Source organism: Pseudomonas sp. WS 5011, from assembly GCF_012985775.1.
Taxonomy (GTDB): Bacteria; Pseudomonadota; Gammaproteobacteria; order Pseudomonadales; family Pseudomonadaceae; genus Aquipseudomonas; species Aquipseudomonas peli.
The window spans coordinates 49,472-73,295 of the sequence record NZ_JAAQXA010000003.1 but is presented as its reverse complement, the minus strand read 5'-3'; the positions used below and the strand labels follow the sequence as shown (position 1 = coordinate 73,295).

Sequence of the window (23,824 nt, the reverse complement as noted above, 5' to 3'; positions counted from 1 at the left end):
TAGCTGCTATCTGCGTGTGTCGGCCGCCCATGACCTATAAACATGTGTGCATGTACGCTCAGGTGATCAACTTATAGCAGGGTACATAGGCGCTGTTGCCCGGCAGTTTCATCCGGTGTTGATCCACGAAGGCCTGCAGCAGTTGGTCGAGCTGGCGCATGATTTCGCGTTCACCGCGAATTTCATAAGGGCCATGCTGCTCGATCAGGCGAATGCCCTTGTCCTTGACATTACCCGCGACAATCCCGGAAAACGCCCGGCGCAGGTTGGCGGCCAGTTCATGCACCGGTTGCTCGCGAGTCAGTTTGAGGCTGGCCATGTTGGCGTGGGTTGGCTCGAATGGGTGCTGGAAGCTCTCATCGATCTTCAGCAGCCAGTTGAAGTGGAAGGCGTCGTTGTGTTCGCGGCGGAACTGTTTGACGGCCTTGATCCCTTCAGCCATTTCCCGGGCGACCTGCTCAGGGTTGTCGATGATGATGCGATAGCGCTGCTGCGCCGCTTCACCCAGGGTCGCGCCGATAAACTCATGCAGCTGCTCCAGGTAGGCGGCGGCGCTGCGTGGCCCGGTCATGATGAGCGGGAAGGGGATGTTCTGGTTATCCGGGTGCATGAGGATGCCGAGGAAATACAGCAACTCCTCGGCTGTGCCCGCGCCGCCGGGGAAGATGATGATGCCGTGGCCGACGCGGACGAAGGCCTCCAGGCGCTTCTCGATGTCCGGCAGGATCACCAGCTCATTGACGATCGGGTTGGGCGCTTCGGCGGCGATGATCCCGGGTTCGGTTAGGCCCAGGTAGCGGCCATGTACGTTGCGTTGTTTGGCGTGGGAGATGGTCGCGCCTTTCATCGGTCCCTTCATCACGCCAGGGCCGCAGCCGGTGCAGATGTCCAGACCGCGCAGGCCCAGTTCGTGGCCGACTTTCTTGGTGTATTTGTATTCTTCGGTGCTGATCGAATGGCCACCCCAGCACACCACAATCTTCGGCTCGGCGCCGGCGCGAAGGGTGTGGGCGTTGCGCAACAGGTGGAAGACGTAATCGGTGATGCCTTGAGAGCTGCCAAAATCGATGCGCTGATTTTCCAGTTCGCTCTGCGTGTAGACGATGTCGCGCAGGGCGCTGAACAGCATTTCACGGGTGCTGGCGATCATTTCGCCATCGACAAAGGCATCAGCCGGGGCGTTGAACAGCTCCAGGCGGATGCCGCGGTCTTGCTGCAGGATATTGATCTCGAAGTCTGGGTAGGCTTCCAAAATGGTCTTGGCGTTATCGCTATGCGATCCGGTGTTGAGGATCGCCAAGGCGCATTGGCGGAACAGCGCATAGACGCTGCCGGAACCGGTTTCGCGCAGTTGTTGCACTTCACGCTGCGAGAGGGTTTCCAGGCTGCCTTTGGGGGTGACTGAGGCATTGATGGTTTTTCTGCTGACCATTGAGCAACTCCATGGAGGTCTTGAGCTTCAAGCTATGCAGGGTTGACCTTGAGGTCAAGTCGGTGTGGGTGATGAGTCACGGCAGGATATGTCTGAGGCAGCCGACTTGGGGGAAGTCACAAACTGTGGTGTGTGTCGCGGGATAGCGTCCATGGCGCGTGCAGTGGCCATGGACGCGGTATCGCCCCTCAGCGTGGCAGCTTGAGGTTGTTCCAGATCGCCAGGCTGGGTTCAGCCTGGTTCATGCTGTAGAAGTGCAGGCCTGGGGCGCCGCCTTGCAGCAGGCGCTCGCACATTTCAGTGATGACCTGCTCGCCATACGCCTGGATGCTGTTGGTGTCGTCACCGTAGGCTTCCAGTTGTTTGCGCACCCAGCGCGGGATTTCCGCACCGCAGGCGTCGGAGAAGCGCGCCAGCTTGCTGTAGTTGGTGATCGGCATGATGCCCGGTACCACTGGAATATCTACACCCAGCTTGCGCACACGGTCGACAAAGTAGAAGTAGCAGTCGGCGTTGAAGAAGTACTGGGTAATCGCGCTGTCTGCGCCGGCTTTGGCCTTACGCACGAAGTTGGCGATGTCGTCCTCGAAATTGCGTGCCTGCGGGTGCATTTCCGGGTAGGCGGCCACTTCGATATGGAAGTGATCACCTGTTTCTTCGCGAATAAAGCTGACCAGGTCGTTGGCGTAGCGCAGTTCGCCGCTGGCCATGCCCATGCCCGACGGCAGGTCGCCACGCAGCGCAACAATGCGTTTGATTCCGGAACTCTTGTACAGGTTCAGCAACTCGCGCAGCTCGGCCTTACTGTCGCCCACACAGGACAGGTGCGGTGCGGTGGGCACCTTCACGTCGCCGTCGAGTTGCAGCACGGTGTTGAGCGTACGGTCGCGGGTGGAGCCACCGGCACCATAGGTGCAGGAGAAGAAATCGGGTTTGTAGGTCGCCAGCTGGCGCGCCACATTCATCAGTTTTTCGTGCCCGGCTTCGGTTTTGGTGGGAAAGAACTCGAAGCTGTAACGGCGTTCTTGGCTCATAGGGTGTCTAGCCTTGGAGACGAAAGGTGGAGGGCGTTGTTCCATCCACCTTGCGGGAAGTCGGCGGTGGATAAGCCAGAGGCTTATCCACCCTACGAATTAGTAGCGGTAAGCGTGTGGCTTGAACGGGCCTTCCTGCGGCACGCCGATGTATTCGGCTTGCTTGCTGGTCAGTTGGGTCACCACGCCGCCGAAGCCTTTGACCATTTCCAGGGCCACTTCTTCGTCGAGCTTCTTAGGCAGCACTTCCACGGTCAGACGCTCGGCTTTCTTGTCGGCGGACAAGTCAGCAAACTTCTGTTCGAACAGGAAGATCTGCGCCAGTACCTGGTTGGCGAAGGAGCCGTCCATGATCCGGCTCGGGTGGCCGGTGGCGTTGCCCAGGTTCACCAGACGGCCTTCGGCCAGCAGGATCAGGTAGTCATCGTTGTGCGGGTCGAAGCTGCCGCTGCCGGTGCGGTGGATCTTGTGCACTTGTGGCTTCACTTCTTCCCATGCCCAGTTCTTGCGCATGAAAGCGGTGTCGATTTCATTGTCGAAGTGACCGATGTTGCACACCACAGCGCGCTTTTTCAGGGCTTTGAGCATGTTGGCGTCGCACACGTTGACGTTACCGGTGGTGGTCACCAGCAGGTCAATTTTGCTCAGCAGGGCGGTGTCGATGCTTGCAGCGGTGCCGTCGTTGATGCCGTCGATGAACGGCGAAACCACTTCATAGCCGTCCATGCAGGCCTGCATGGCGCAGATCGGGTCCACTTCGGTCACGCGTACGATCATGCCTTCCTGACGCAGCGACTGCGCGGAGCCCTTGCCCACGTCGCCGTAACCGATAACCAGCGCTTGCTTGCCGGACAATAGGTGGTCGGTGCCGCGCTTGATGGCGTCGCTCAGGCTGTGACGGCAGCCGTATTTGTTGTCGTTTTTGCTCTTGGTCACCGAGTCATTGACGTTGATCGCCGGGATCTTCAGCTCGCCCTTGGCCAGCATGTCCAGCAGACGGTGCACGCCGGTGGTGGTCTCTTCGGTGACGCCGTGGATGCGCTCCAGCATCTGCGGGTATTTCTTGTGCAGGGTCTCGGTCAGGTCGCCGCCATCGTCGAGGATCATGTTGGCGTCCCATGGCTTACCGTCCTTGAGGATGGTTTGCTCGATGCACCACTCGTACTCTTCTTCGGTTTCGCCCTTCCAGGCGAATACCGGGATGCCGGCGGCAGCAATGGCAGCCGCGGCCTGGTCCTGAGTAGAGAAGATGTTGCACGACGACCAGCGTACTTCGGCACCCAGAGCAGTCAGGGTTTCGATCAGCACGGCGGTCTGGATGGTCATGTGGATGCAGCCGATGATCTTCGCGCCCTTGAGCGGCTGCTCGCCGGCGTATTTGCGGCGCAGGCCCATCAAAGCAGGCATTTCAGATTCGGCGATGATGGTTTCGCGACGGCCCCAGGCAGCCAGGGAAATGTCAGCGACTTTAAAATCGTTAAAAGCGGCGCTCATAAAAGCTCTCCATTCGTTGTCTGCGAATGGGCGCCGTTGATGCGTATGGTTAACGCCCTGTCCGAGCCTGACAAATCTCTGGTGGCCAGAGTTTGCTGCAGCGCCCCTCGGACAGGTGGCGGGTGCGACCGGAGCTGTGCCGGCCACATGAAGCTGGAGAAGTATAGCCAGCCTGGCGCATAAGCCCAAGGCTTTCTGTCGGGCGAATTGGCTGTTGCGCCATCGCTTTTGGCTGCTTCAGTCATGGTGTTTGCGTTAGCGCTGATACAGGCTGCAGATGTTTATTCCCTCAACGCGGAGCTGCCATGACGATTGCTTACTGGTGTGTATTGATTGCCCTGTTTCTGCCTTACCTGTCGACGGTTACCGCCAAGGCCGTCAGCGGTGGTTTTAGCCCGCGTCATAACCATGACCCGCGGGCGTTGCTCAACAGCCTCAGCGGCGTCGGGCGGCGGGCCAACAACGCCCAGCTCAACAGTTTTGAAGTGACCCCGGCTTTTTCGGCCGCGGTGATCATTGCCCACCTGGCAGGCGGTGCTGAGCAGGCATTGCTTGATCAGTTGGCGATCGCGTTTGTCGTCAGCCGTATTGTCTATTTCATCTGTTACCTGGCTGACTGGGCGCCGGTGCGTTCACTGGTGTGGTTCGTCAACATGGGGCTGATCATCAGCCTGTTTGTCGTATCGGCTTGATTGCAGCCGGACTGTTCAGTCCTCTGCGGCAAAACACCACGCTTGGCCGGTGGGTACTGGGTGGCGATACTGTCACCCGTTATCCACCCGGTTGTTGGCATTTGAAGGTGTTATGAAGCTTAAAACCCTGTCTTTGGTTGTATTGGCGCTGGCTCTAAGCGGCTGCGGCGGTGTCGATCCCAATTCGCCGCAAGGCCAGCGTCAGAGCATTTTCAAGCAGATGCTCAAGGTCAGTGAAGACCTTGGCGGCATGCTGCGCGGGCGGTTGGCGTTCAAGGAACAGGCATTTGTTGACGGCGCCGCCAAGCTCGATCAACTGACCCGCACGCCCTGGCAGCACTTTCCGCAGGTGCGTGATGACGGTGAGGAAAGTCGTGCCAAGGATGACGTCTGGCAGCGCCAGGCGCGTTTTCAGGAGCTGGCTCGCGCCATGGAAACCAGCACCGCTGCGCTAGTCGCTGCGACGGCGGCAAAGCCGTTAAAACCCGATACACTGGTTGCGCCGATGCAGCGTGTTGAAGACAGCTGCAAAGCTTGTCATGAAGAGTTTCGCGCGTTCTAAAGTCCTCAAAATCCGGCGATCTGCGCGGCACGCAACTGCGCCTGCAGGGCTTTCACCTCTGGGTGCTGGAAGAAAGCCGTTAGCTGCGCCGCGCGTTGCGGGCCGATGCCGGGTTGGCGCTGCCAGTCAGCCGAGCTGCGCCGCGCCAACGTGTCCCAGTCCGCGTTTAATGGCACCTGAGACGGAACTCCGAGGGCACGCAGCCAAGCTTGCTGCGGACGTTGGCGGGCCAATTGAAAACTCTGCTGCAAGGCCGCTGCGCTTCGCGGCCCGAGGCCGGGTACACGGCTCAACTGCTCCGGGGTTAACTCCAGCCAGTCGAGCAGGCCGTTGATCATTCCCGCCCGCAGCAGCGTTTCCCACGTGCCCGGGCCCACCCCCGGCAGAGATAAACCTTGTTTGCCGCTGAGCCATGCCAGGCGTGCACGGAACTGGCTGGCGCAAGCGGCGCTGGCTTGCCAGCAGCTCAGGGTGTGGTAAGCGCGGGCATCTGGCACCGGCAATTCAGCGCGCTCTTGGGTGTGCCAGAACACGCTGTCGAGCACCGGGATGGTAAGCCCGGAAAGCCGGATCACCACCTGGTCGCCGGGGCGTATATCCAGCGCCTGCCAGCGTTGCAGTGAGTTGGCGCTGACGTATTCGATGCGCCGGTCATCCAATTTTACCGGCTGCACGCGCAGCACCGGGGTGATGCGCCCGCTGCGGCCGATGCGAAAGTCCACGGCCTGCACCACGGCCAGAGCCTGGCCGACCGGGTACTTCCAGGCCATTGCCCAGTGCGGCGGTTCTGCTTGCCAGCGTGCGGCCTGCGGGCGCTGGGCCTGACGCAGCACCACGCCATCGGTGGCGAAGGGTAGGGCGCTGCTGTACCACTGCTCGCGCCAGTGGCTGGCGTCGGCCACGCTGCGAAGGGGATGGCTGAACGTGGCGCTGTCGGTGAAGCCCAGCGCACTCAGCTGCTGCAGGCGCTCTAGCATGCTGGCTGGGCCATCGGGCCAATCCCAGATAAACAGGCCAACACCGGCTGCGTCCTCATGGCTCAACGCCTTGCGGCTCATCAGGCCGGCTACCTTACTGCGTGCACCTTGGCCGCCATCTTGCCGCTGGATATGCCCAGGTCTGCGCCAGTACAACTCGCCTTGAAGGGTCAGGTTCAGCGCCGAAGGCAGCTCTGCGGGAATTGCTGGCAGCTGGTGGGCCAGCTGGGTCCAGTCCTGCCCCTGACGGCCGTCGCCGCGACTGATCAGTTGCTGCAGGTGCCCTTGGTGATACACCAGGCTGACGGCCACGCCATCGACCTTGGGCTGAATCCAAAGCTCTTCCCGGTTAGCCATCCACTGCGCAATGGCGCGCTTGTCCGGCAACTTACGCAGGCCTGTATGAACCACCGGGTGCGGTTGCGGGCCGGTGCTGCTGGCCAGCGAATTAACTGCCGCGCTATGGGGTTGCGGGAAGCAGCTGCGCCAGTGTTGCAGGGTGACGCTGGCCTGGTCATACAGCTCGTCCGCGACCGGGCTTTGCCCCAGACGATGGTAGGCATCGTCCCATTCGGCCACTTGTCGGCTCAGGGCATTCAATTCGCGTTCGGCGCGCGGGGCGGACCAGTCGGGGCAGGTGGCCCAGAGAGGGTTGCAGAACAACAGCAGGCAGGCAATGCGGGCGTTCATCGTGAGCGTCCTTGCTCGGCAGATGGCCCACTCAGCCTAGTCGCTTTTGCCTCGGCGGGCCGAATTGCAGGCAAGAAAAAGCCCCGCACAAGGCGGGGCTTCGGCTGTTGCGCTGAGCTTACAGACCGGCAGCGGCGCGCAGGTCGGCGACCTTGTCGGTCTTCTCCCAGGTAAAGGTGCTGAAGGTGTCGTCGCCAACGGTCTTCTGCTGCGGGGTGCGGCCGAAGTGACCGTAGGCTGCGGTTTCCTGGTACATCGGGTGCAGCAGGTCGAGCATCTTGGTGATGGCGTACGGACGCAGGTCGAAGACTTCGCGCACCAGCTTGATGATCAAATCGTCTGCCACCTTGTTGGTGCCGAAGGTGTTGATCGAGATCGAGGTCGGCTGAGCCACGCCGATGGCGTAGGACACCTGAATCTCGCAACGCTCGGCCAGGCCGGCAGCGACGATATTCTTCGCCACGTAACGACCGGCGTAGGCCGCTGAGCGGTCAACCTTGGATGGGTCCTTGCCGGAGAACGCGCCACCACCGTGACGGGCCATGCCGCCGTAGGAGTCGACGATGATCTTGCGCCCGGTCAGACCGCAGTCACCCACTGGGCCGCCGATCACGAAGTTGCCGGTCGGATTGATGTGGAACTGGGTGCCTTTGTGCAGCAGTTCGGCCGGCAGGGCGTGCTTGATGATCAGCTCCATCACGCCTTCACGCAGGTCAGCCAGCGACACTTCCGGGTTGTGCTGAGTGGACAGCACCACCGCATCGATGCCGACTACCTTGCCATTTTCGTATTGGCAGGTGACCTGGGATTTCGCATCCGGGCGCAGCCATGGCAGTAAGCCGGACTTGCGGGCTTCGGCCTGACGCTCGACCAGGCGGTGGCTGAAGCAGATCGGTGCGGGCATCAGCACGTCGGTTTCGTTGCTGGCGTAGCCGAACATTAGGCCCTGGTCGCCGGCACCCTGGTCTTCCGGCTTGGCGCGGTCGACGCCCTGGTTGATGTCCGGGGACTGCTTGCCAATGATGTTCAGCACGCCGCAGGTGGCGCCGTCGAAGCCGACGTCAGAGTTGGTGTAGCCGATGTCACAGATCACGTCGCGGACGATCTGTTCCAGGTCGACCCAGGCGCTGGTGGTGACTTCACCGGCAACGATGGCCACACCGGTCTTGACCAGGGTTTCCACGGCCACGCGGGCGTGTTTGTCCTGGGCGATGATGGCGTCCAGCACCGCGTCGGAAATTTGGTCGGCGATTTTGTCGGGATGGCCTTCGGAGACGGACTCGGAGGTAAAGAGGGAGTATTCGCTCATCGTGCGGGTTCCTGTTAGTGACCGGTAGTTGCAGCCCGTAGGCCATGAGTGAGTGACGGTTTGGCAAAGTGCCTAACCTGAATCTGAAAGCCGTTGCGCAGGCCTATATAGAGGCTTTCGCAGGTGTTGAGGCCGGCAGCGGCGGCCCAGCGCGCCAGGTCGTCCTGTTCGAAGCCTAGCCACAGGTCGCCGCAGGCTTCGCGGGCCCAGCTCTGGTTGTGGCTGCATAATTCGGTGATCAGCAGGCTGCCGCCAGGTTTCACGCGCTGCGCCAGCTGCTTGAGCGCATCGGCCGGGGCGGCGAAGTGGTGCAGCACCATGTTCAGCACCAGGCAGTCGGCAGCCGGGTAGTCGTCCTGCAGGGCATCGGCCAGCTGCAGTTGTACATTGCCCAGGCCTTCCTCGGTGCAACGTTGACGGGCCAGTTCAAGCATCGCCGCGCTGTTATCCAGGGCCAGTACCTGCTGGAAGCGTTGCGCCAATTCCGGGAGAAAGCCGCCATCGCCAGGGCCGATTTCCACGGCGCTGGCATCACGGCCAAAACCCAGTGAGTCGAGCAGGGCCAGCACGCTGTCGCGGTACTGCGGCAGGCCTGCGATCAAGTCCTGCTGCGCCTGGAAGCTGGCCGCGCTGCGGGCGAAGAACTCCTGGCTGGCGGCGGCGCGTTGGCCGTGCACTTGGGCGATGCGTTGCTGTACCTCGGCGGGCAGCTGTAGCTGATCGATTTCATCAAGCAGCGCGCTATGCAGGCGACTGCCCAGCTGTTCACCCTGAGCCAGGGCGCGGCGGTAGAAAATCGCATTGCCTTCGCGGCGGGTGGCCACCAGGCCAGCCTGGGCCAGCACCTTGAGATGGTGGCTGATGCCGGATTGACCGGTGGCGAAGATCTGCGCCAACTCCAATACACCGAACGAGTCGTTGGCCAGGGCGCGCAGAATGTTCAGGCGCAACGCGTCACCGCTGGCCTTGCACAGGGCGGCGAGGGCATCGACCGGCTCGAAGGCCAAATTGGAGGCGCGCATATTCATAGGCTGGGCAGTCTAGTCGGTCACTTTTTATCCAGCAAGAGCAATATCAAAAAGTTTTGATATTGCTCTTACTGGTGTTCAGTGCCTGTTCTACCTGTTCCAGCAGCGCGGCCGCCGCGGGGCTCAGGCTGTGTTCACGGCGCCAGACGGCATGCAGATCGCGGCTGATCTGTAAGTCGCGAACGGGCAGCTGGCACAGCTGTCCGCTGCGCAGCTCCTCCTGCACCGCCAGTTCGGAAATCCAGGCCACGGCTTGTCCGGTCAACAAGCTGCGTTTTAGCGCCTCGTTATTGCCCAGGGCCATGGCGATACGTGGTTGCAGGCCGAGCGTCTGATAGGCCTGCTCCAGACTAGCGCGGGTGCCAGAGCCCGGTTCGCGTATCAGCAGGGCGGCGTCGGCCAGTTCCCCAGGGCTGACGGTCGCCTGCCTCGCCAGCGGATGCTTGGGGCTGGCGACAGGCAGTAACGCATCCGTGCCAAGGTGACGGTGATTGAATTGTTCCGGGGCGAACGGCCCTTCAATAAAGGCCAGGGTGATGGCGTTGTTTTCCAGCTGTTGCAGGCAGGTCGCGGTGTTGTCGATCTGCAGGCTCAGCTGCAGGTCGGGGTACTGCTGATGAAAGGCCGCAATCAGCGCTGGTAGCAGGTAGCTGCCCAGAGTAGCGCTGGCACCCAGGTGCAGCTCGCCGCAGCCGAGGTTGGCGAAGGCCTGCAAGTCACGTTCGGCGGCCTGCTCCAGAGCAAAGATGCGCTCGGCGTAGGGCAGCAGGCGTTGTCCGGCAGCGGTCAGGGTGACGCCACGGCTTTGTCGGTCAAACAGCGGCAAGCGCAGGCGTGCTTCCAGCTCGCGGATCTCACGGGTCACCGCCGGCTGGCTGATAAACAGGCGGGCGGCTCCCGCGCTGATGCTGCCGGTCTGGGCGATGGCGAGGAACACCTTGAGGTGATGCAGATTCATAAATAGAAGGTATGCCTTATATCTTTTATATGTATTTTACCTATAGCACGGCTGTACCTAACCTCCCAGTCATGGATCGCCATTGGCGATTGTCTATGAGGAATGCCTTGATGTTGCGCCCCTTTACCCGTTTGCATGAGCCGCTGGCTTTTGTTCGTCAATTCACCCCCAACTGGTTCGCCATGACCATGGGCACCGGCGTGCTGGCGCAGGTGGTGGCCAAGCTGCCGCTGTCTTTCCCTGGGCAGCTGCTGCTGGCCGAAGGCCTATGGTGGCTGACGGTGTTGTTGTTCACGCTGTTCAGCCTGCTGTTTGCCGCGCGCCTGCTGCTGTTTCGCGACACCCTGTGGCCGATGCTCGATCACCCGGTGCAGTCGATGTTTCTGGGGGCGATCCCCATGGGGCTGGTGCAGGTGATCAACGGTTTGCTGTTGTTTGCCGCGCCGGTGCATGGCGCCTCCCTCGTGGCGCTGGCTCATGGTTTGTGGTGGCTGGCGCTGGTCTTGGCTCTGGGCGCGGCACTCGGTGTGCCGTATTTGATGTTTACCCGGCAAAAACATGTGCTGGAAACCCTCACCGGGGTTTGGCTGCTGCCGATTGTCGCACCCGAAGTGGTGGCAAGCGGCGCGGCGGCACTGGCGCCGCATTTGGCGGCTGAGTCGGCGCAACTGCTGCTCAGTCTGGGCTATGTGCTGTGGGGCTTGTCGCTGAGCTTGGCGTTTGCACTGATTGCCTTGGTGCTGCTGCGCCTGGCTCTGCACAAGTTGCCGGATATGGATTTTGCCGCCAGCAGCTGGCTGCCACTGGGGCCGCTGGCTACCGGTTGCCTGGGCTTGATCAGTCTGGGGCAGGCGGCGCCTCAAGCCTGGCAGGGCACTGCGTTGCAGGGCGCGTCCGAAATGGCGCAGCAGCTGGGTCTGGTCGGTGGGTTGGCGCTGTGGGGTGCGGGTTTGTGGTGGTTGGTCGCGGCCAGTCTGTTTACCCAGCATTACATGCGCCGTGAGCTGCCCTTCAACCTGGGTTGGTGGGGGTTCACCTTCCCGCTTGGGGTGTTCACCCTGGCCACCTTTGCTCTGCAGCAGATGACCGGTTTGGCGTTCTTTATGTGGGTGGGCCTGCTGCTGGCGGCCAAGCTGGTGCTGGTCTGGTTGCTGGTGATGCGTCGTACGCTGCAAGGCTTGTGGCACGGAGAGCTGTTTCGCGCCCCCTGTCTGGCCACGCAAGCGTCGATTTGAGGCGGCTGACGGGGGCTAATTGCCGATTGTCCGGGGTTAACGACCATCTGTGATTGCCCCCATGGCGCCGCTGGGCGAAAATGGCCGCCTTTTTCGACCCCCAGTTGCCCAAGCAGCCCCCGCAGGAGATTCAGTGATGCCCAGCCGTCGTGAGCGAGCCAATGCCATTCGTGCCCTCAGCATGGATGCCGTGCAGAAAGCCAACAGCGGCCACCCCGGTGCCCCGATGGGCATGGCGGATATCGCCGAAGTCCTGTGGCGTGACTTCCTCAAGCACAACCCGAGCAACCCGAAATTCGCCGACCGTGACCGCTTTGTGCTGTCCAACGGCCACGGCTCGATGCTGATCTATTCGCTGCTGCACCTGACTGGCTACGACCTGGGCATCGAAGACCTGAAAAACTTCCGTCAACTGCACAGCCGCACGCCGGGTCACCCGGAATACGGCTACACCCCAGGTGTAGAGACCACCACTGGCCCGCTCGGCCAGGGCATCGCCAACGCCGTTGGTTTCGCCATTGCCGAGAAGGTGCTGGGCGCGCAGTTCAACCGTGACGGCCACCAGATCGTTGACCACTTCACCTACGCCTTCCTCGGCGACGGCTGCATGATGGAAGGCATCAGCCATGAAGTCTGCTCCCTGGCCGGCACCTTGGGCCTGGGCAAGCTGGTGGCGTTCTATGACGACAACGGCATTTCCATCGACGGTGAAGTCGAAGGCTGGTTCACCGATGACACCCCGGCGCGCTTCGAAGCCTACGGCTGGCAGGTGATCCGCAATGTCGACGGTCACGACGCCGACGAAATCAAGATGGCCATCGAGACCGCGCGCAAGACCAGCGACCGTCCGACCCTGATCTGCTGCAAAACCACCATCGGCTTCGGCTCGCCGAACAAGCAGGGCAAGGAAGAGTGCCACGGCGCGCCGCTGGGTAACGATGAAATCGCCCTGACCCGCGCCACCCTGGGCTGGAACCATGGCCCGTTCGAAATCCCGGCCGACATCTATGCCGAGTGGGACGCCAAGGCCGCCGGTGCGGCCGCCGAGGCCGAGTGGAACGAGCGCTTTGCTGCCTACGCCGCCGCCTTCCCTGAGCTGGCTAGCGAGTTCATGCGCCGCGTCGCCGGCGAATTGCCCGCTGACTTCGCTGAGAAGACCGCTGCTTATATTCAAGAAGTGGCCGCCAAAGGCGAAACCATCGCCAGCCGCAAGGCCAGCCAGAACACCCTGAATGCTTTCGGCCCGCTGCTGCCGGAATTCCTCGGCGGCTCGGCGGACCTGGCCGGCTCCAACCTGACCCTGTGGAAAGGCTGCAAAGGTGTGTCGGCAGACGACGCGTCTGGCAACTACATGTTCTACGGCGTGCGCGAGTTCGGCATGAGCGCGATCATGAACGGCGTGGCCCTGCACGGCGGCTTCGTGCCCTACGGCGCGACCTTCCTGATCTTTATGGAATACGCACGCAACGCGGTGCGCATGGCCGCACTGATGAAGCAGCGTGTGCTGTTCGTGTTTACCCACGACTCCATCGGCCTCGGTGAAGACGGCCCGACCCATCAGCCAATCGAGCAGCTGGCCAGCCTGCGTGGCACGCCGAACCTCGACACTTGGCGCCCATGCGACGCCGTTGAGTCCGCCGTGGCGTGGAAATACGCCATCGAGCGCAACGACGGCCCGTCCGCACTGATCTTCAGCCGTCAGAACCTGCCGCACCAGAGCCGCGATGCCCAGCAGCTGGCTGATGTCGCTCGTGGTGGTTATGTGCTGAAAGACTGCGCGGGTGAGCCGGAACTGATCCTGATCGCCACCGGCTCGGAAATCGGCCTGGCCATGCAGGCGGCTGCCAAGCTGGAAGAGCAGGGCCGTCAGGTGCGCGTCGTCTCGATGCCGTCCACCAGCGTGTTCGACCAGCAGGACGCCGGCTACAAGCAGGCCGTGTTGCCGGTGCAAGTCGGTGCGCGGATCGCCATCGAAGCCTCGCATGCCGACTACTGGTACAAATACGTGGGTCTGGAAGGTCGCATCATCGGCATGACCACCTTCGGTGAGTCTGCCCCCGCGCCGGCGCTGTTCGAGGAATTCGGCTTCACCGTCGAAAACATCCTGGAAACCGCCGCCGAGCTGCTGGACGCCTGATCCGGCGAATGATGGGTGATGCCGCGTTGCGGCTCACCCATCCTACGGTTCCCTATCGAGATCACCATGCCCAAGCGTCCCTATCGAATTGCCCTCAACGGTTATGGCCGTATCGGCCGCTGCGTGCTGCGTGCGCTGCATGAGCGGGGCGCCGGGGCACAGCTGGAAATCGTCGCGCTGAATGACCTGGCCGACCAGGCCAGCATTGAATACCTGACGCGTTTCGACTCCACCCACGGGCGTTTCCCCGGTGAGGTGAAGGTCGACGGCGATTGCCTGCATATCAATGGCGACTGTGTGAAGGTGCTGCGCCAGGCCAGTCCAGAAGCCATCGACTGGGCCGCGCTGGACATTGATCTGCTACTCGAATGCTCCGGTCAGTACACCAGCCGCAGCGAGGCGCAGCGCTTTATCGATGCTGGCGCGCCGCGCGTATTGCTGTCGCAACCGATGGCCAGTGAGGCAGATATCGACGCCACGGTGGTCTACGGGGTCAATCAGGATTGCCTGAGCGGCGCCGAGCAGCTGGTGTCCAACGCCTCCTGCACCACCAACTGTGGTGTGCCGCTGCTCAAACTGCTGAATGAGACGGTGGGTATCGAATACGTGTCGATCACCACCATCCACTCGGCGATGAACGACCAGCCGGTGATCGATGCCTACCACCACGAAGACCTGCGCCGCACGCGCTCGGCCTTTCAGTCAGTGATTCCGGTATCCACTGGTCTGGCCCGTGGTATCGAGCGCCTGCTGCCGGAACTCAGCGGACGTATCCAGGCCAAAGCCATTCGTGTGCCGACGGTGAACGTATCGTGCCTGGACATCACCCTGCAGACCGCTCGTGACACCTCCACTGATGAGATCAACCGCGTGTTGCGCCAGGCAGCGGAAAGCGGCCCGCTCAAAGGCTTGCTGGCCTACACCGAACTGCCGCACGCCAGTTGCGACTTCAATCATGACCCGCACTCGGCCATTGTCGATGGCAGCCAGACTCGCGTCTCCGGGCCGCGTCTGGTCAACCTGCTGGCTTGGTTCGACAACGAGTGGGGGTTTGCCAACCGCATGCTCGATGTTGCTGAACACTTTCTCTCCCTGACTACTCCAGCCCCCGTGAAGGACTGATATATGACCGTTCTGAAGATGACCGACCTCGACCTCGCCGGTAAGCGCGTGCTGATCCGCGAAGACCTCAACGTGCCGGTAAAAGACGGCGCGGTGAAGAGCGACGCGCGCATCCTCGCCTCCCTGCCGACCATCAAGCTGGCGCTGGAGAAGGGCGCAGCGGTCATGGTCTGCTCGCACCTGGGTCGTCCGACCGAAGGCGAATTCAGCGAAGAGAACAGCCTGGCGCCGGTTGCGGACTACCTGAGCAAAGCCCTGGGCCGCGACGTACCGCTGGTAAAAGATTACCTCGGCGGCGTTGAACTCAAGGCTGGTGAGATCGTGCTGTTCGAGAACGTGCGCTTCAACAAGGGCGAGAAGAAAAACGCCGATGAACTGGCTCAGCAGTACGCTGCGCTGTGTGACGTGTTCGTCATGGACGCCTTCGGTACCGCTCACCGCGCTGAGGGTTCGACCCATGGCGCGGCCAAGTTCGCCAAGGTCGCCTGCGCCGGCCCGCTGCTGGCGGCCGAGTTGGAAGCCCTGGGCAAGGCGCTGGGTAATCCGGCCAAGCCAATGGCCGCTATCGTTGCCGGCTCCAAGGTCTCGACCAAGCTTGACGTGCTCAACAGCCTGAGCCAGATCTGCGACCAGCTGATCGTCGGCGGTGGCATCGCCAATACCTTCCTAGCCGCAGCCGGTTTCCCAGTGGGCAAATCGCTGTACGAGGCCGATCTGGTTGAGACTGCCAAGGCCATCGCGGCCAAGGTCAGCGTGCCGTTACCGGTCGATGTGGTCGTCGCCAAAGCCTTCGCCGAAGACGCCGAAGCCACCGTCAAACTGGTGGCTGATGTGGCTGCAGACGACATGATTCTGGATATCGGCCCGCAAACTGCCGCGCAGTTTGCCGAGTTGCTGAAATCCTCGAAAACCATCCTGTGGAACGGCCCGGTCGGGGTGTTCGAGTTCGACCAGTTCGGCAACGGCACCAAGGTGCTGGCCCAGGCCATCGCCGAAAGCCCGGCTTTCTCCATTGCCGGTGGCGGCGACACCCTGGCGGCCATCGACAAATACGGCGTTGGCGCGCAGATCAGCTATATCTCCACCGGTGGCGGCGCGTTCCTCGAGTTTGTCGAGGGCAAGGTATTGCCGGCGGTTGAAGTGCTGGAACAACGCGCTAACGCATAAACAGCCTGATCATGGAGCGAGTCCCGATAATGAAACGGATTACCCTGCTGGCATTGCTCAGCCTGCTTGGCGCCTGCGTCAGTCAGCCTGCACCGTCGGATAACTGGACGCGCTGGGTGTGCGACAGCCAGACCGAAGTGCTCTGGCGTTTCGCCGACAGCAGTGCAGAGTCCGTCGATGTGCGCCTCGGCGGCGGTGATATCGTTTATCGCTTGCAGCAGGAGCCCGCTGGCTCGGGTGCGCTGTACAGTGACGGGATGTTGTCTTTTCACACCAAAGGCGAGGAAGGACTGGTCTACTGGACGGCCAAGGATGACCTGATCGGCCGTGGCTGCAAGGCACCCTGACAATGACTTGAATACAGGCCGGGTTCACTCCCGGTCTGAATGACTTGAATAGCGCCTGCCCCTGCGGCAGGCTTGCACGATTAACGAGCCCCACCGGGAGAAAGAACACCATGGCACTTATCAGCATGCGCCAGATGCTCGACCACGCCGCCGAATTCGGTTACGGCGTGCCGGCTTTTAACGTCAATAACCTCGAGCAGATGCGCGCAATCATGGAAGCGGCCGACAAGACCGATTCCCCGGTGATCGTTCAGGCTTCCGCCGGTGCGCGTAAATACGCTGGCGCGCCGTTCCTGCGTCACCTGATCCTGGCTGCTATCGAAGAATTCCCGCACATCCCGGTGTGCATGCATCAGGACCACGGCACCAGCCCTGACGTCTGCCAGCGCTCGATCCAGCTGGGCTTCAGCTCGGTAATGATGGACGGCTCGCTGAAAGAAGATGGCAAGACCCCGGCCGACTACGACTACAACGTCCGTGTCACCCAGCAGACCGTGGCTTTTGCCCACGCCTGCGGCGTGTCCGTTGAAGGTGAACTGGGTTGCCTGGGCAGCCTGGAAACCGGCATGGCCGGTGAAGAAGACGGCGTTGGCGCGGAAGGCGTGCTCGACCACAGCCAGATGCTGACCGACCCGGAAGAAGCCGCCGACTTCGTCAAGCGCACCCAGGTCGATGCCCTGGCCATCGCCATCGGCACCAGCCACGGCGCCTACAAGTTCACCAAGCCGCCCACCGGTGACATCCTCGCCATCGACCGCATCAAGGAAATCCACAAGCGCATCCCCAACACCCACCTGGTGATGCACGGTTCCTCGTCGGTGCCGCAAGAGTGGCTGGCGATCATCAACCAGTACGGCGGCGACATCAAAGAAACCTACGGCGTGCCGGTTGAAGAAATCGTTGAAGGCATCAAGTACGGCGTGCGCAAGGTCAATATCGACACCGACCTGCGTCTGGCCTCCACCGGTGCCATGCGCCGCCTGATGGCCGAGAATCCGAGCGAGTTCGACCCGCGCAAATTCTTCGGTGCCACCGTCACCGCTATGCGTGACATCTGCATCGCTCGCTACGAAGCCTTCGGCACCGCCGGCAATGCCTCGAAGATCAAACCGATCTCCCTCGAAGGCATGTTCCAGCGTTATGCCAAGGGTGAGCTGGCCGCCAAGGTCAACTGAGCCTGTTGCTGTACTGAAAGCCCCGCCGATGCGGGGCTTTTTGTTATTCGGAGGAGTCTTATGAAGAGGTTGATCGGGCTGTTCGGTGTACTCGCTGCATTGGCCGGCTGTGCCCATCAGCCACCAGTGAGCGGGCCGCCCGTTAATGTGGCGGTGGCGAGCGATCCGCAGCAGTGCGCCACCCGCGTCGAGTGCACGACCAAGACTGCGCGTACGTTGCTGTTTGTCTACGACTACGCCGCTGCCGGCGCGCCGCTGGTGCAGCGTGAAGGGCGCCTGTTGTTTACCCCGGCCGATACACCGGGCAGTGATTGGCCGGCGCTCTATCTTCGTCTGGCCGAGGCCGAGCACAGTGCGTTTGCGTTTAACGGACAATGCCGGGCGCAGGCGTGTCGGCTGACGGTGGAGCAGCTGTTGCAGATTTACCGCAGCTACCTGGCGGATCAGCCTTGTGCTTTTACTGCGGCGCTGTGCCGTTTTGAGTAGGCAGAGCGGCGAGAAACGCCAGAATTGCCGCCTGCACCCGAGGCGTGTCCTGCGGCGAGAGGATGTCGCCGGCCAGCACATGGTGTGACGGGTCCTGCGTGTCCTTGAGGGCGATCAGCTGCTTGTGCGGCGAGCCAAAGCGGGCAAAGGCCGTTTCGATGGCGGGTGCGCTGACCACCTGATCGTCCTGCGAATAGAGTATGAGAATCGGTGCGCTGATCTGCTCCAGCGGCTGCTCACGCACGTATTTCACCAGCGCCATCATAGGCAGCAGCGCCTGTACCGGGTAGCGGTGGCTCCAGTAGCGCGCTTGTTCGGCGTTGCGCGGTTGCCATTGATGTTCCGGGCCCAGCAGCAAGGGCACAAAGTGCGTCGCCCAGGGCCAGGTGAGCACGGTCGCGGCCGGGTCTTTGGGGGCAAAGTTAGGCGACACCATGATATAGGCCAGCACCTGCGGGTTATCGCCCTGCAGCGCCAGCCAAGTGGCTAGGGTGGCGCCGGTCGAGGTACCGATCACCAGCACCTGTTTACCCAAACGCTGACCGATCTGCAGGGCCTCCTGGCTGTCCTGCAGCCAGTCTTGCACGTTGGCCTCGGCCATCGCGGCGCCGCTTCGGCCATGACCGCTCAGGCGGGTGTAGAACAGGTTGGCGCCCAGTTGCCGGGCCAGTTGATCGCTCAGCGGTGCGGTTTCCTGGCGAGTGGCCGAGTAACCATGCAGGTAGATGATCGCCAGGTCGGTCTGGCGTTGGTCTGGATGGGCCCAGACGATGGTCTTTTCCGCGCCGGGCGTGATGTCCGGGTAAGGTGCTTCTGTCTCGGTCAGGTAGCGGTCGAGGTCGGCCGGCAGCTGGATCGCTGTCAGTTGGGTGTCGACGGGTGGCACGGGACCGAGGCTGAACGCCACGGCAAGCAGCGCGAGAATCAGCGCACAGAGGGGTAGGGCTTTTTTCATCGTGCGGTTCTTGTGTGAGTTGTTGTCGGCAGGATGGCTGCTGGCATTCTGCTACAGCGCTGTGGCTGCGCCTATCGCCCATTTGTGGGCTTGGTAAAACCATGTAAAACACCGGGCACGTGCAGCGCGGCGCGCTGGTCCATACTCGGGCCACCGTCGTCTCTGGATATCTGTCTGCATGCCAAGCAAATTGCGCACTCTGTTGTACTTCTTTCTGGCTGTGCTGCTGGCGAGTGTAATGGGCACTGTGCTGCAGACCCAGTTCAATCTGGCTAACCTGCAGGCGCTTGGCGCGCCCATGCCGCTTGGTGTGCGGGTGCAGACCACCTGCCTGGACCTGTTGGGCTTTAGCCCGACCTTCGCGGTGCTGGTTCTTCTCGGTTTTATCTTTGCCCTGCCAGTAGCAAGCTGGCTGGCGCGCCTCTGGCCAATGGGCCGCTGGCTGCTGTTTACCCTGGCCGGTGCGTTGGCGGTGCTAGCGGCGATGGCGCTGGCCAATGCATTGCTGCCGATGCCAACGCTGATTGGCGCCAACCGCACGTTTGCCGGCACCCTCGGGCTGATGGCCTGCGGCAGCCTGGGCGCGCTGTTATTTGCCGGACTGATGCGGCGCTCATCGCCGGTGCAATCCTGATTTATCCCTCTGCAAGCAAAAGGCCCGAATCATGCTGAATACGTCCCGCGCTCTGTTGTTGTTTGGTCTGCTTGGCAGCAGCCTGGCGCACGCCATGGATTACCGCATCGAAACCGTGACTGAAGGCCTGGAGCATCCCTGGTCGCTGGCCTTCCTGCCGGATGGCCGCATGCTGGTAACCGAGCGCGTCGGCCGCCTGCGCATCATCGAGCAGGACGGCAGCCTTAATCCGCAACCGGTTGGCGGCGTGCCTGAGGGGTTTGTCGCCGCCCAGGCCGGGCTGATGGAGGTGATCCTTGACCCGGAGTTCGCCAGTAATCAGCAGCTGTATCTGAGCTATGCATACGGCACGACCCAGGCTAACAACACCCGTCTGAGCAAGGCGCGGCTGGTCGATGGTCAGCTGCAGGATGTGCAGGTGCTGTTTACCGCACAGCCAGCTAAGTCCGGTGCTGCGCATTACGGTGGGCGCATGGCCTGGCTGCCGGATAACACCCTGGTACTGACCCTGGGCGATGGTTTCGACTGGCGCGAGCAGGCCCAGAACACCAGCAACCACCTTGGCAAGATCGTGCGCCTGAACCGTGACGGCAGTGCGCCGAAGGACAACCCGCTGGTGGGCCAGGCCGGCGCGGCGGCGGAGATCTACAGCCTGGGCCATCGTAACGTGCAGGGCATCGTCTATGACAATCAGCTGCAGCGCCTCTACAGCCACGAGCACGGCCCACGCGGAGGCGACGAGCTGAACCTCATCGAGCCCGGCAATAACTATGGCTGGCCGTTGATCACCTACGGCATTGACTACACCGGTGCGCAGATTTCGCCCTACACCGAACTGCCCGGCCTGCAGCAACCCTTACTGCACTGGACACCGTCGGTCGCTCCTTCCAGCCTGACGATTTACCGCGGGGCACTATTCCCAGAATGGCAGGGCGATCTGTTTGCTTCGACCTTGGCCGAGCGCAGTGTGCGGCGCATTCGTCTGCAGGACGGCAAGTTGGCCGGTGAGGACGTGCTGTTCGAGGAGCTGGAAGAGCGTATTCGCGATGTGCGTGTCGGTCCAGATGGTGCGTTGTACCTGCTCACTGACAGTGCAGATGGTCGGTTGCTGCGGGTTGTACCGAGCCAGTAGCTGGGGTGCCAAAAGCCGCCCTGGTTGCGTGCGGCTTGCGGCATAATCCTCGGCTTTACCGTGCATACGCCATTTTGACCATGACTCCGCTCAAATACCTGCAAGGCTACCCGGCCCCGCTGCAAGACAAGATCCGTCAGCTGATTGACGAGGAGCGCCTGGGCGATTATCTGGCGCGCTCTTACAGCGGCAAACATGCGGTTCAAAGCGACAAGGCGCTGTACGCCTATATCCAAGGTCTCAAGCAGGAGCACCTGCGCAATGCCCCGGCCATCGACAAGGTGCTCTACGACAATCGCCTCGACCTGACCCACCGTGCTCTCGGTTTGCACACGGCAATCTCGCGGGTGCAGGGCGGCAAGCTCAAGGCGAAGAAGGAAATTCGCGTGGCCTCATTGTTCCGCGAGGCCGCGCCGGAGTTTTTGCAGATGATCGTGGTGCATGAGCTGGCGCACCTGAAAGAGGCTGAGCACAACAAGGCCTTCTATAAACTCTGCGAATACATGCTGCCGGGCTACCACCAGCTGGAGTTCGACCTGCGTGTTTACCTGACCTGGCGGGAACTGCCAGGAACAGCAGGCGTGCTGTCAGCCACGTAGCAGCAGGTTGAGCTGATCCACCACCTCGGCCCATTCAGCGTCGGCTAAAAACTGTTGGCGCAGAAAGTCGGCCTGGGCTGGGTCCCAGAACGGTGCATCGGCCAGGCGGCAGTCTTCCGGCAAGGGGGAGTGGCGTTTGATAAAGAGGTCGATGCTGATCTGGTCATGCTCGAGCCCCAGTTGCTGGAACAGTGTTTCGAGCTCTTGGACGTTGGCTTGCATAGCGGTCTCCCTTTAACGCTATCGGCTGATAGCTCTTTAGTCGACCGACAGAATCTCCAACAGTTGCACACCACTGGCCACTTGCAGGGTCACTTCGTCGCCAACGGTCTTGCCAATAAGGATCAGCCCAAGGGGGCTTGCGGGCCGATTACCTGTATTGACTGGCCGTCCTGCTGCAGTTTCATCGCTGCGCCGTCCGGGCCTAGGAACAGGCATTGGCGGCGATCTTCATCGTCGCTCAACTCAATCAGTGCGCCGAGCTGGATGCCCAGTAGAGGGTCAAACGCGCGTAACACCAGGAGCTTCCAGTTCGCTAGGGTCTGACGAATGGCGGCCGCACGGCGCGCCTGCCCGGTGGCTAGATAAGACGCCTCCAGACCTAGGGTGTCGTATTTGTTTTCAGCGATATTTTCTTCATGGGTCGCCGTTTCATAGGCGGTGAGCGCCGCCTGTTGAGCCTGCAGCAGGTCATCTTCGAGGCGGGCGATTACCTGTTTCAGCAGTTCGGTCTTGTTCATGGCGGGCACTTTCTGGGCAGGCGTGCAGGGTAGCGGAAAAGCATTAGGGCGGGCAGCTACAGGTGTGCTCCCTCAAGGTCGTGCGGGTGCTGCATTAGCTAGCTGACAGGCTGGCGCTGAATGCCTTTAGCGTGGCCTCAGCCAAACTGGGTGCGGTTACGGCCTGCCGCTTTGGCTTGATACATCGCCGCGTCGGCCCGGCGAATCAGAGTTTTGGTGTCGTCTTCGTCATGGCTCAGGGCAATGCCGATACTGGCCGCGACATGCACGGTGTGTCCTTCGAGGGTCATCGGCTGATTCAGGCGGTCGAGCAGCCGTTCGGCAAGCTGCTGGACGGCCTCGGCTGACTGCACGCTTTCGCAGACCATCACGAATTCATCGCCACCCAAACGTGCCGCCAAATCACTCTCGCGCATTTGCAGGTTGAGGCGCTGGGCGACTTCAGCCAGTACCAGGTCACCAAAGCCGTGACCATATAGGTCGTTGATGGGTTTGAAACCGTCCAGATCAATCAGCATCACGGCCAGTAGCTCTTGGCGGCGCTGGTTGCGGCTTAATGCCTGGCTCAGGTGCTGCTGCAGTGCAGTACGGTTGGCAAGGCCCGTTAGTGGGTCGCGCATGGCTTGCTCGCTAAGGCGCTGGTTGGCCTCCTCAAGTGCCTGGGTACGCTCGGCCACCCGCTGTTCGAGTACCCGTTCGTTGTTTTGCAGCGCAGCCTCTCGCTGCCGTTTCAGCTCATTGAAACGCGCTGCAAGGGCGAAAGACAGCAGGATCATTTCCAGGCTTGAGCCAATTTGCATGGAATAGAGCGTCAGAAAATTCGATGGGATGATGGCGAAGTTACGCAGTGCCAGCAGCACTGCGCCGGTCAGTAACATCATCCAGGCTAGGGCAAATAAGCGTGCACCTGGCACGCGGTAGCCGACGCAGACGAAGCTGGTGAGCAGGAGCATGACCGTGACCGTCAGCCCGGTCAGCGACATGGTCTGCAAGGCACGCTGCACTGGTAACAGCAAGGTGGCCAGAACGGCCAGTGCTGTCGCGAAGCAGAGCACGACCAGTACACGATCCCAGCGTGGTAGCCACTGACGTGTGTCGAGGAAGCTGCGGGCAAATATCGCCGAGAAGAGGGCAGCCAATGTCAGGCTGACGGGCAGCATGCGGTTGCTCCAGGGAGCAGCCTGCGGCCATAGGTATTGCGCGCCGAGACCGTTGAGCGACAGTACGCTGAGGGCAAAGGCGCACATAAACAGCACATAGTTGAGAAAGGGGCGCTCGCGTAGCGCGAGAAACAGCAGAAGGTTGTATAGGCCCAGGGCAATCAGTACGCCGCAGTAGGTGGCATGCACCATGTAGCCGCGTTGGCTGTGCTGCTCGAAGTCGCTGAGCGACATCAGGCTGCCGCTCAGCGTCATGCTGCCAGCCGATTCGACGCGCAGGTACAGGGTGCGTTGCTCGCCAGGTTGCAGGGGGATGTCGAATACGGGCGTGCGGTGGCCGACGCTGCGCTCTTAGTAGGGCACGGTATCGCCAGCGCGTGATGTGCGTATACCATCTGATCCGACATCGTACAGGCGTACCTCATCCAGCGAGGGGTAGTCCAGTTCTAAGCGCCAGGTACGCGCTTGCAGGGTGTGTGAACGCAGCTGCAGGCGCAGCCAGACCGGCCCGCGGGTGTAGCCGAAGCTGAGATCCTTGCGATGACGAAAGTCGGCGTCGACCTGCCGTATATCTTTCAGGGTCAGTGTGCCGCCGGGGTCCGCCAGGTAATCGGCCAGATCATTGAGGTTTTGCGCGGGTGTATGGTCATCGAGGCGTATTTCTGCCTGGCTCAGGGGCATTACCAGCAGCAGGCAGAACGCTAGGACCAGGCTGCTTAGGCTGATCGGTAGCGATCGATTAGCGATGTTCCTGGCGGT

Annotated in this window: 24 protein-coding genes, 1 pseudogene and 1 riboswitch; of the genes and pseudogenes, 12 read left to right on the top strand and 13 right to left on the bottom strand. The window is 61.6% G+C overall.

Features of this window, described 5'->3' with window-relative positions; all coding sequences use genetic code 11:
* Positions 1-58 precede the first annotated feature (58 nt).
* The 3 genes from ppnN to ahcY all read right to left on the bottom strand — a co-directional run bounded on the left by ppnN (position 59) and on the right by ahcY (position 3,960).
* Positions 59-1,432, bottom strand: a complete 1,374-nt coding sequence (gene ppnN, locus HBN63_RS04380) for a nucleotide 5'-monophosphate nucleosidase PpnN (RefSeq protein WP_090250055.1) — start codon at positions 1,430-1,432, stop codon at positions 59-61.
* A 188-nt stretch (positions 1,433-1,620) separates the two neighbouring features.
* Positions 1,621-2,466, bottom strand: a complete 846-nt coding sequence (gene metF / locus HBN63_RS04375; RefSeq protein WP_170048547.1) for a methylenetetrahydrofolate reductase [NAD(P)H] — start codon at positions 2,464-2,466, stop codon at positions 1,621-1,623.
* Between the two features lie 99 nt (positions 2,467-2,565).
* Positions 2,566-3,960 (bottom strand): adenosylhomocysteinase, encoded by a 1,395-nt coding sequence (gene ahcY, locus HBN63_RS04370; RefSeq protein WP_170048546.1) that lies wholly within the window; start codon positions 3,958-3,960, stop codon positions 2,566-2,568.
* Positions 3,961-3,981: 21 nt separating this feature from the next.
* A riboswitch (S-adenosyl-L-homocysteine riboswitch) is annotated at positions 3,982-4,075 on the bottom strand.
* Positions 4,076-4,265: 190 nt separating this feature from the next.
* Between ahcY and HBN63_RS04365 the strand changes: the two genes are divergently transcribed.
* Both HBN63_RS04365 and HBN63_RS04360 read left to right on the top strand, forming a co-directional pair.
* Positions 4,266-4,652, top strand: a complete 387-nt coding sequence (locus tag HBN63_RS04365) for an MAPEG family protein (RefSeq protein WP_090250047.1) — start codon at positions 4,266-4,268, stop codon at positions 4,650-4,652.
* Positions 4,653-4,764: 112 nt separating this feature from the next.
* Positions 4,765-5,214, top strand: a complete 450-nt coding sequence (locus tag HBN63_RS04360; protein WP_170048545.1) for a cytochrome c — start codon at positions 4,765-4,767, stop codon at positions 5,212-5,214.
* Between the two features lie 5 nt (positions 5,215-5,219).
* Here the strand turns inward: HBN63_RS04360 and ligB are convergent, their stop codons facing one another.
* The 4 genes from ligB to HBN63_RS04340 all read right to left on the bottom strand — a co-directional run bounded on the left by ligB (position 5,220) and on the right by HBN63_RS04340 (position 10,176).
* Complete coding sequence (gene ligB / locus HBN63_RS04355) at positions 5,220-6,881, bottom strand: NAD-dependent DNA ligase LigB (protein WP_170048544.1); 1,662 nt, start codon at positions 6,879-6,881, stop codon at positions 5,220-5,222.
* A 118-nt stretch (positions 6,882-6,999) separates the two neighbouring features.
* On the bottom strand, positions 7,000-8,190 hold the full coding sequence (gene metK, locus HBN63_RS04350) for a methionine adenosyltransferase (RefSeq protein WP_170048543.1): 1,191 nt from the start codon (positions 8,188-8,190) through the stop codon (positions 7,000-7,002).
* Between the two features lie 14 nt (positions 8,191-8,204).
* Entirely contained in the window at positions 8,205-9,218 is a 1,014-nt protein-coding gene (locus tag HBN63_RS04345) for a metalloregulator ArsR/SmtB family transcription factor (protein WP_170048542.1), read from the bottom strand.
* Positions 9,219-9,264: 46 nt separating this feature from the next.
* Complete coding sequence (locus HBN63_RS04340; protein WP_170048541.1) at positions 9,265-10,176, bottom strand: LysR family transcriptional regulator; 912 nt, start codon at positions 10,174-10,176, stop codon at positions 9,265-9,267.
* Positions 10,177-10,286: 110 nt separating this feature from the next.
* Here HBN63_RS04340 and HBN63_RS04335 point away from each other — a divergent pair, with 110 nt between their 5' ends.
* From HBN63_RS04335 to HBN63_RS04305, 7 genes are all read left to right on the top strand, one after another.
* The gene (locus tag HBN63_RS04335; RefSeq protein WP_170048540.1) at positions 10,287-11,411 is read left to right on the top strand and encodes a C4-dicarboxylate ABC transporter; all 1,125 of its coding nucleotides are present in this window, start codon (positions 10,287-10,289) and stop codon (positions 11,409-11,411) included.
* A gap of 136 nt (positions 11,412-11,547) precedes the next feature.
* Entirely contained in the window at positions 11,548-13,548 is a 2,001-nt protein-coding gene (gene tkt, locus HBN63_RS04330) for a transketolase (protein WP_170048539.1), read from the top strand.
* A 66-nt stretch (positions 13,549-13,614) separates the two neighbouring features.
* Complete coding sequence (gene epd / locus HBN63_RS04325) at positions 13,615-14,670, top strand: erythrose-4-phosphate dehydrogenase (RefSeq protein WP_170048538.1); 1,056 nt, start codon at positions 13,615-13,617, stop codon at positions 14,668-14,670.
* Between the two features lie 3 nt (positions 14,671-14,673).
* Positions 14,674-15,837 carry a phosphoglycerate kinase gene (locus tag HBN63_RS04320; protein WP_170048537.1) on the top strand — a complete coding sequence of 388 codons (1,164 nt, stop codon included), beginning with the start codon at positions 14,674-14,676 and terminating at the stop codon, positions 15,835-15,837.
* Between the two features lie 29 nt (positions 15,838-15,866).
* Positions 15,867-16,184, top strand: coding sequence for an MliC family protein (locus HBN63_RS04315; protein WP_170048536.1), 318 nt, complete (start codon positions 15,867-15,869; stop codon positions 16,182-16,184).
* Positions 16,185-16,294: 110 nt separating this feature from the next.
* Positions 16,295-17,359 (top strand): class II fructose-bisphosphate aldolase, encoded by a 1,065-nt coding sequence (fba, locus tag HBN63_RS04310; protein WP_090250017.1) that lies wholly within the window; start codon positions 16,295-16,297, stop codon positions 17,357-17,359.
* A 60-nt stretch (positions 17,360-17,419) separates the two neighbouring features.
* The gene (locus tag HBN63_RS04305) at positions 17,420-17,845 is read left to right on the top strand and encodes a hypothetical protein (RefSeq protein ID WP_170048535.1); all 426 of its coding nucleotides are present in this window, start codon (positions 17,420-17,422) and stop codon (positions 17,843-17,845) included.
* On the opposite strand, the gene HBN63_RS04300 is transcribed toward HBN63_RS04305, so the two are convergent.
* Complete coding sequence (locus HBN63_RS04300) at positions 17,817-18,800, bottom strand: alpha/beta fold hydrolase (protein WP_170048534.1); 984 nt, start codon at positions 18,798-18,800, stop codon at positions 17,817-17,819. The genes HBN63_RS04305 and HBN63_RS04300 overlap by 29 nt on opposite strands.
* Before the next feature lie 178 nt (positions 18,801-18,978).
* Here HBN63_RS04300 and HBN63_RS04295 point away from each other — a divergent pair, with 178 nt between their 5' ends.
* The 3 genes from HBN63_RS04295 to HBN63_RS04285 all read left to right on the top strand — a co-directional run bounded on the left by HBN63_RS04295 (position 18,979) and on the right by HBN63_RS04285 (position 21,165).
* On the top strand, positions 18,979-19,434 hold the full coding sequence (locus HBN63_RS04295; RefSeq protein ID WP_170048533.1) for a hypothetical protein: 456 nt from the start codon (positions 18,979-18,981) through the stop codon (positions 19,432-19,434).
* Positions 19,435-19,465: 31 nt separating this feature from the next.
* Positions 19,466-20,566 carry a PQQ-dependent sugar dehydrogenase gene (locus HBN63_RS04290; protein ID WP_170048532.1) on the top strand — a complete coding sequence of 367 codons (1,101 nt, stop codon included), beginning with the start codon at positions 19,466-19,468 and terminating at the stop codon, positions 20,564-20,566.
* 80 nt (positions 20,567-20,646) lie between these two features.
* Positions 20,647-21,165, top strand: a complete 519-nt coding sequence (locus HBN63_RS04285) for a M48 family metallopeptidase (RefSeq protein ID WP_170048531.1) — start codon at positions 20,647-20,649, stop codon at positions 21,163-21,165.
* Here the strand turns inward: HBN63_RS04285 and HBN63_RS04280 are convergent.
* From HBN63_RS04280 to HBN63_RS21825, 5 genes and pseudogenes are all read right to left on the bottom strand, one after another.
* Entirely contained in the window at positions 21,154-21,387 is a 234-nt protein-coding gene (locus tag HBN63_RS04280) for a DUF2789 family protein (RefSeq protein WP_090250004.1), read from the bottom strand. The genes HBN63_RS04285 and HBN63_RS04280 overlap by 12 nt on opposite strands.
* Before the next feature lie 36 nt (positions 21,388-21,423).
* Positions 21,424-21,504 carry a hypothetical protein gene (locus HBN63_RS22135; RefSeq protein ID WP_345940472.1) on the bottom strand — a complete coding sequence of 27 codons (81 nt, stop codon included), beginning with the start codon at positions 21,502-21,504 and terminating at the stop codon, positions 21,424-21,426.
* 5 nt (positions 21,505-21,509) lie between these two features.
* On the bottom strand, positions 21,510-21,905 hold the full coding sequence (locus HBN63_RS04275; RefSeq protein WP_345940470.1) for a transcription elongation factor GreAB: 396 nt from the start codon (positions 21,903-21,905) through the stop codon (positions 21,510-21,512).
* A 137-nt stretch (positions 21,906-22,042) separates the two neighbouring features.
* Positions 22,043-22,525, bottom strand: a complete 483-nt coding sequence (locus HBN63_RS21830) for a GGDEF domain-containing protein (protein ID WP_262498886.1) — start codon at positions 22,523-22,525, stop codon at positions 22,043-22,045.
* A 135-nt stretch (positions 22,526-22,660) separates the two neighbouring features.
* Positions 22,661-23,746: pseudogene (locus tag HBN63_RS21825) on the bottom strand (7TM diverse intracellular signaling domain-containing protein); the annotation flags it as partial.
* Between the last annotated feature and the right edge of the window lie 78 nt (positions 23,747-23,824).

Excerpts from the sequence above, each read along its gene's own strand:
- HBN63_RS04365 (WP_090250047.1), top strand. The coding sequence starts at position 4,266 with ATGACGATTGCTTACTGGTGTGTATTGATTGCCCTGTTTCTGCCTTAC.
- HBN63_RS04285 (WP_170048531.1), top strand. The coding sequence starts at position 20,647 with ATGACTCCGCTCAAATACCTGCAAGGCTACCCGGCCCCGCTGCAAGAC.
- HBN63_RS04315 (WP_170048536.1), top strand. The coding sequence starts at position 15,867 with ATGAAACGGATTACCCTGCTGGCATTGCTCAGCCTGCTTGGCGCCTGC.
- epd (WP_170048538.1), top strand. The coding sequence starts at position 13,615 with ATGCCCAAGCGTCCCTATCGAATTGCCCTCAACGGTTATGGCCGTATC.
- HBN63_RS04295 (WP_170048533.1), top strand. The coding sequence starts at position 18,979 with ATGCCAAGCAAATTGCGCACTCTGTTGTACTTCTTTCTGGCTGTGCTG.
- ahcY (WP_170048546.1), bottom strand. The coding sequence starts at position 3,960 with ATGAGCGCCGCTTTTAACGATTTTAAAGTCGCTGACATTTCCCTGGCT.
- HBN63_RS04320 (WP_170048537.1), top strand. The coding sequence starts at position 14,674 with ATGACCGTTCTGAAGATGACCGACCTCGACCTCGCCGGTAAGCGCGTG.
- HBN63_RS04335 (WP_170048540.1), top strand. The coding sequence starts at position 10,287 with ATGTTGCGCCCCTTTACCCGTTTGCATGAGCCGCTGGCTTTTGTTCGT.
- HBN63_RS04300 (WP_170048534.1), bottom strand. The coding sequence starts at position 18,800 with ATGAAAAAAGCCCTACCCCTCTGTGCGCTGATTCTCGCGCTGCTTGCC.
- HBN63_RS04290 (WP_170048532.1), top strand. The coding sequence starts at position 19,466 with ATGCTGAATACGTCCCGCGCTCTGTTGTTGTTTGGTCTGCTTGGCAGC.
- tkt (WP_170048539.1), top strand. The coding sequence starts at position 11,548 with ATGCCCAGCCGTCGTGAGCGAGCCAATGCCATTCGTGCCCTCAGCATG.
- HBN63_RS04360 (WP_170048545.1), top strand. The coding sequence starts at position 4,765 with ATGAAGCTTAAAACCCTGTCTTTGGTTGTATTGGCGCTGGCTCTAAGC.
- metK (WP_170048543.1), bottom strand. The coding sequence starts at position 8,190 with ATGAGCGAATACTCCCTCTTTACCTCCGAGTCCGTCTCCGAAGGCCAT.
- ligB (WP_170048544.1), bottom strand. The coding sequence starts at position 6,881 with ATGAACGCCCGCATTGCCTGCCTGCTGTTGTTCTGCAACCCTCTCTGG.
- ppnN (WP_090250055.1), bottom strand. The coding sequence starts at position 1,432 with ATGGTCAGCAGAAAAACCATCAATGCCTCAGTCACCCCCAAAGGCAGC.
- metF (WP_170048547.1), bottom strand. The coding sequence starts at position 2,466 with ATGAGCCAAGAACGCCGTTACAGCTTCGAGTTCTTTCCCACCAAAACC.
- HBN63_RS04275 (WP_345940470.1), bottom strand. The coding sequence starts at position 21,905 with ATGAACAAGACCGAACTGCTGAAACAGGTAATCGCCCGCCTCGAAGAT.
- HBN63_RS04345 (WP_170048542.1), bottom strand. The coding sequence starts at position 9,218 with ATGAATATGCGCGCCTCCAATTTGGCCTTCGAGCCGGTCGATGCCCTC.
- HBN63_RS04305 (WP_170048535.1), top strand. The coding sequence starts at position 17,420 with ATGAAGAGGTTGATCGGGCTGTTCGGTGTACTCGCTGCATTGGCCGGC.
- fba (WP_090250017.1), top strand. The coding sequence starts at position 16,295 with ATGGCACTTATCAGCATGCGCCAGATGCTCGACCACGCCGCCGAATTC.
- HBN63_RS04280 (WP_090250004.1), bottom strand. The coding sequence starts at position 21,387 with ATGCAAGCCAACGTCCAAGAGCTCGAAACACTGTTCCAGCAACTGGGG.
- HBN63_RS21830 (WP_262498886.1), bottom strand. The coding sequence starts at position 22,525 with ATGCGCGACCCACTAACGGGCCTTGCCAACCGTACTGCACTGCAGCAG.
- HBN63_RS04340 (WP_170048541.1), bottom strand. The coding sequence starts at position 10,176 with ATGAATCTGCATCACCTCAAGGTGTTCCTCGCCATCGCCCAGACCGGC.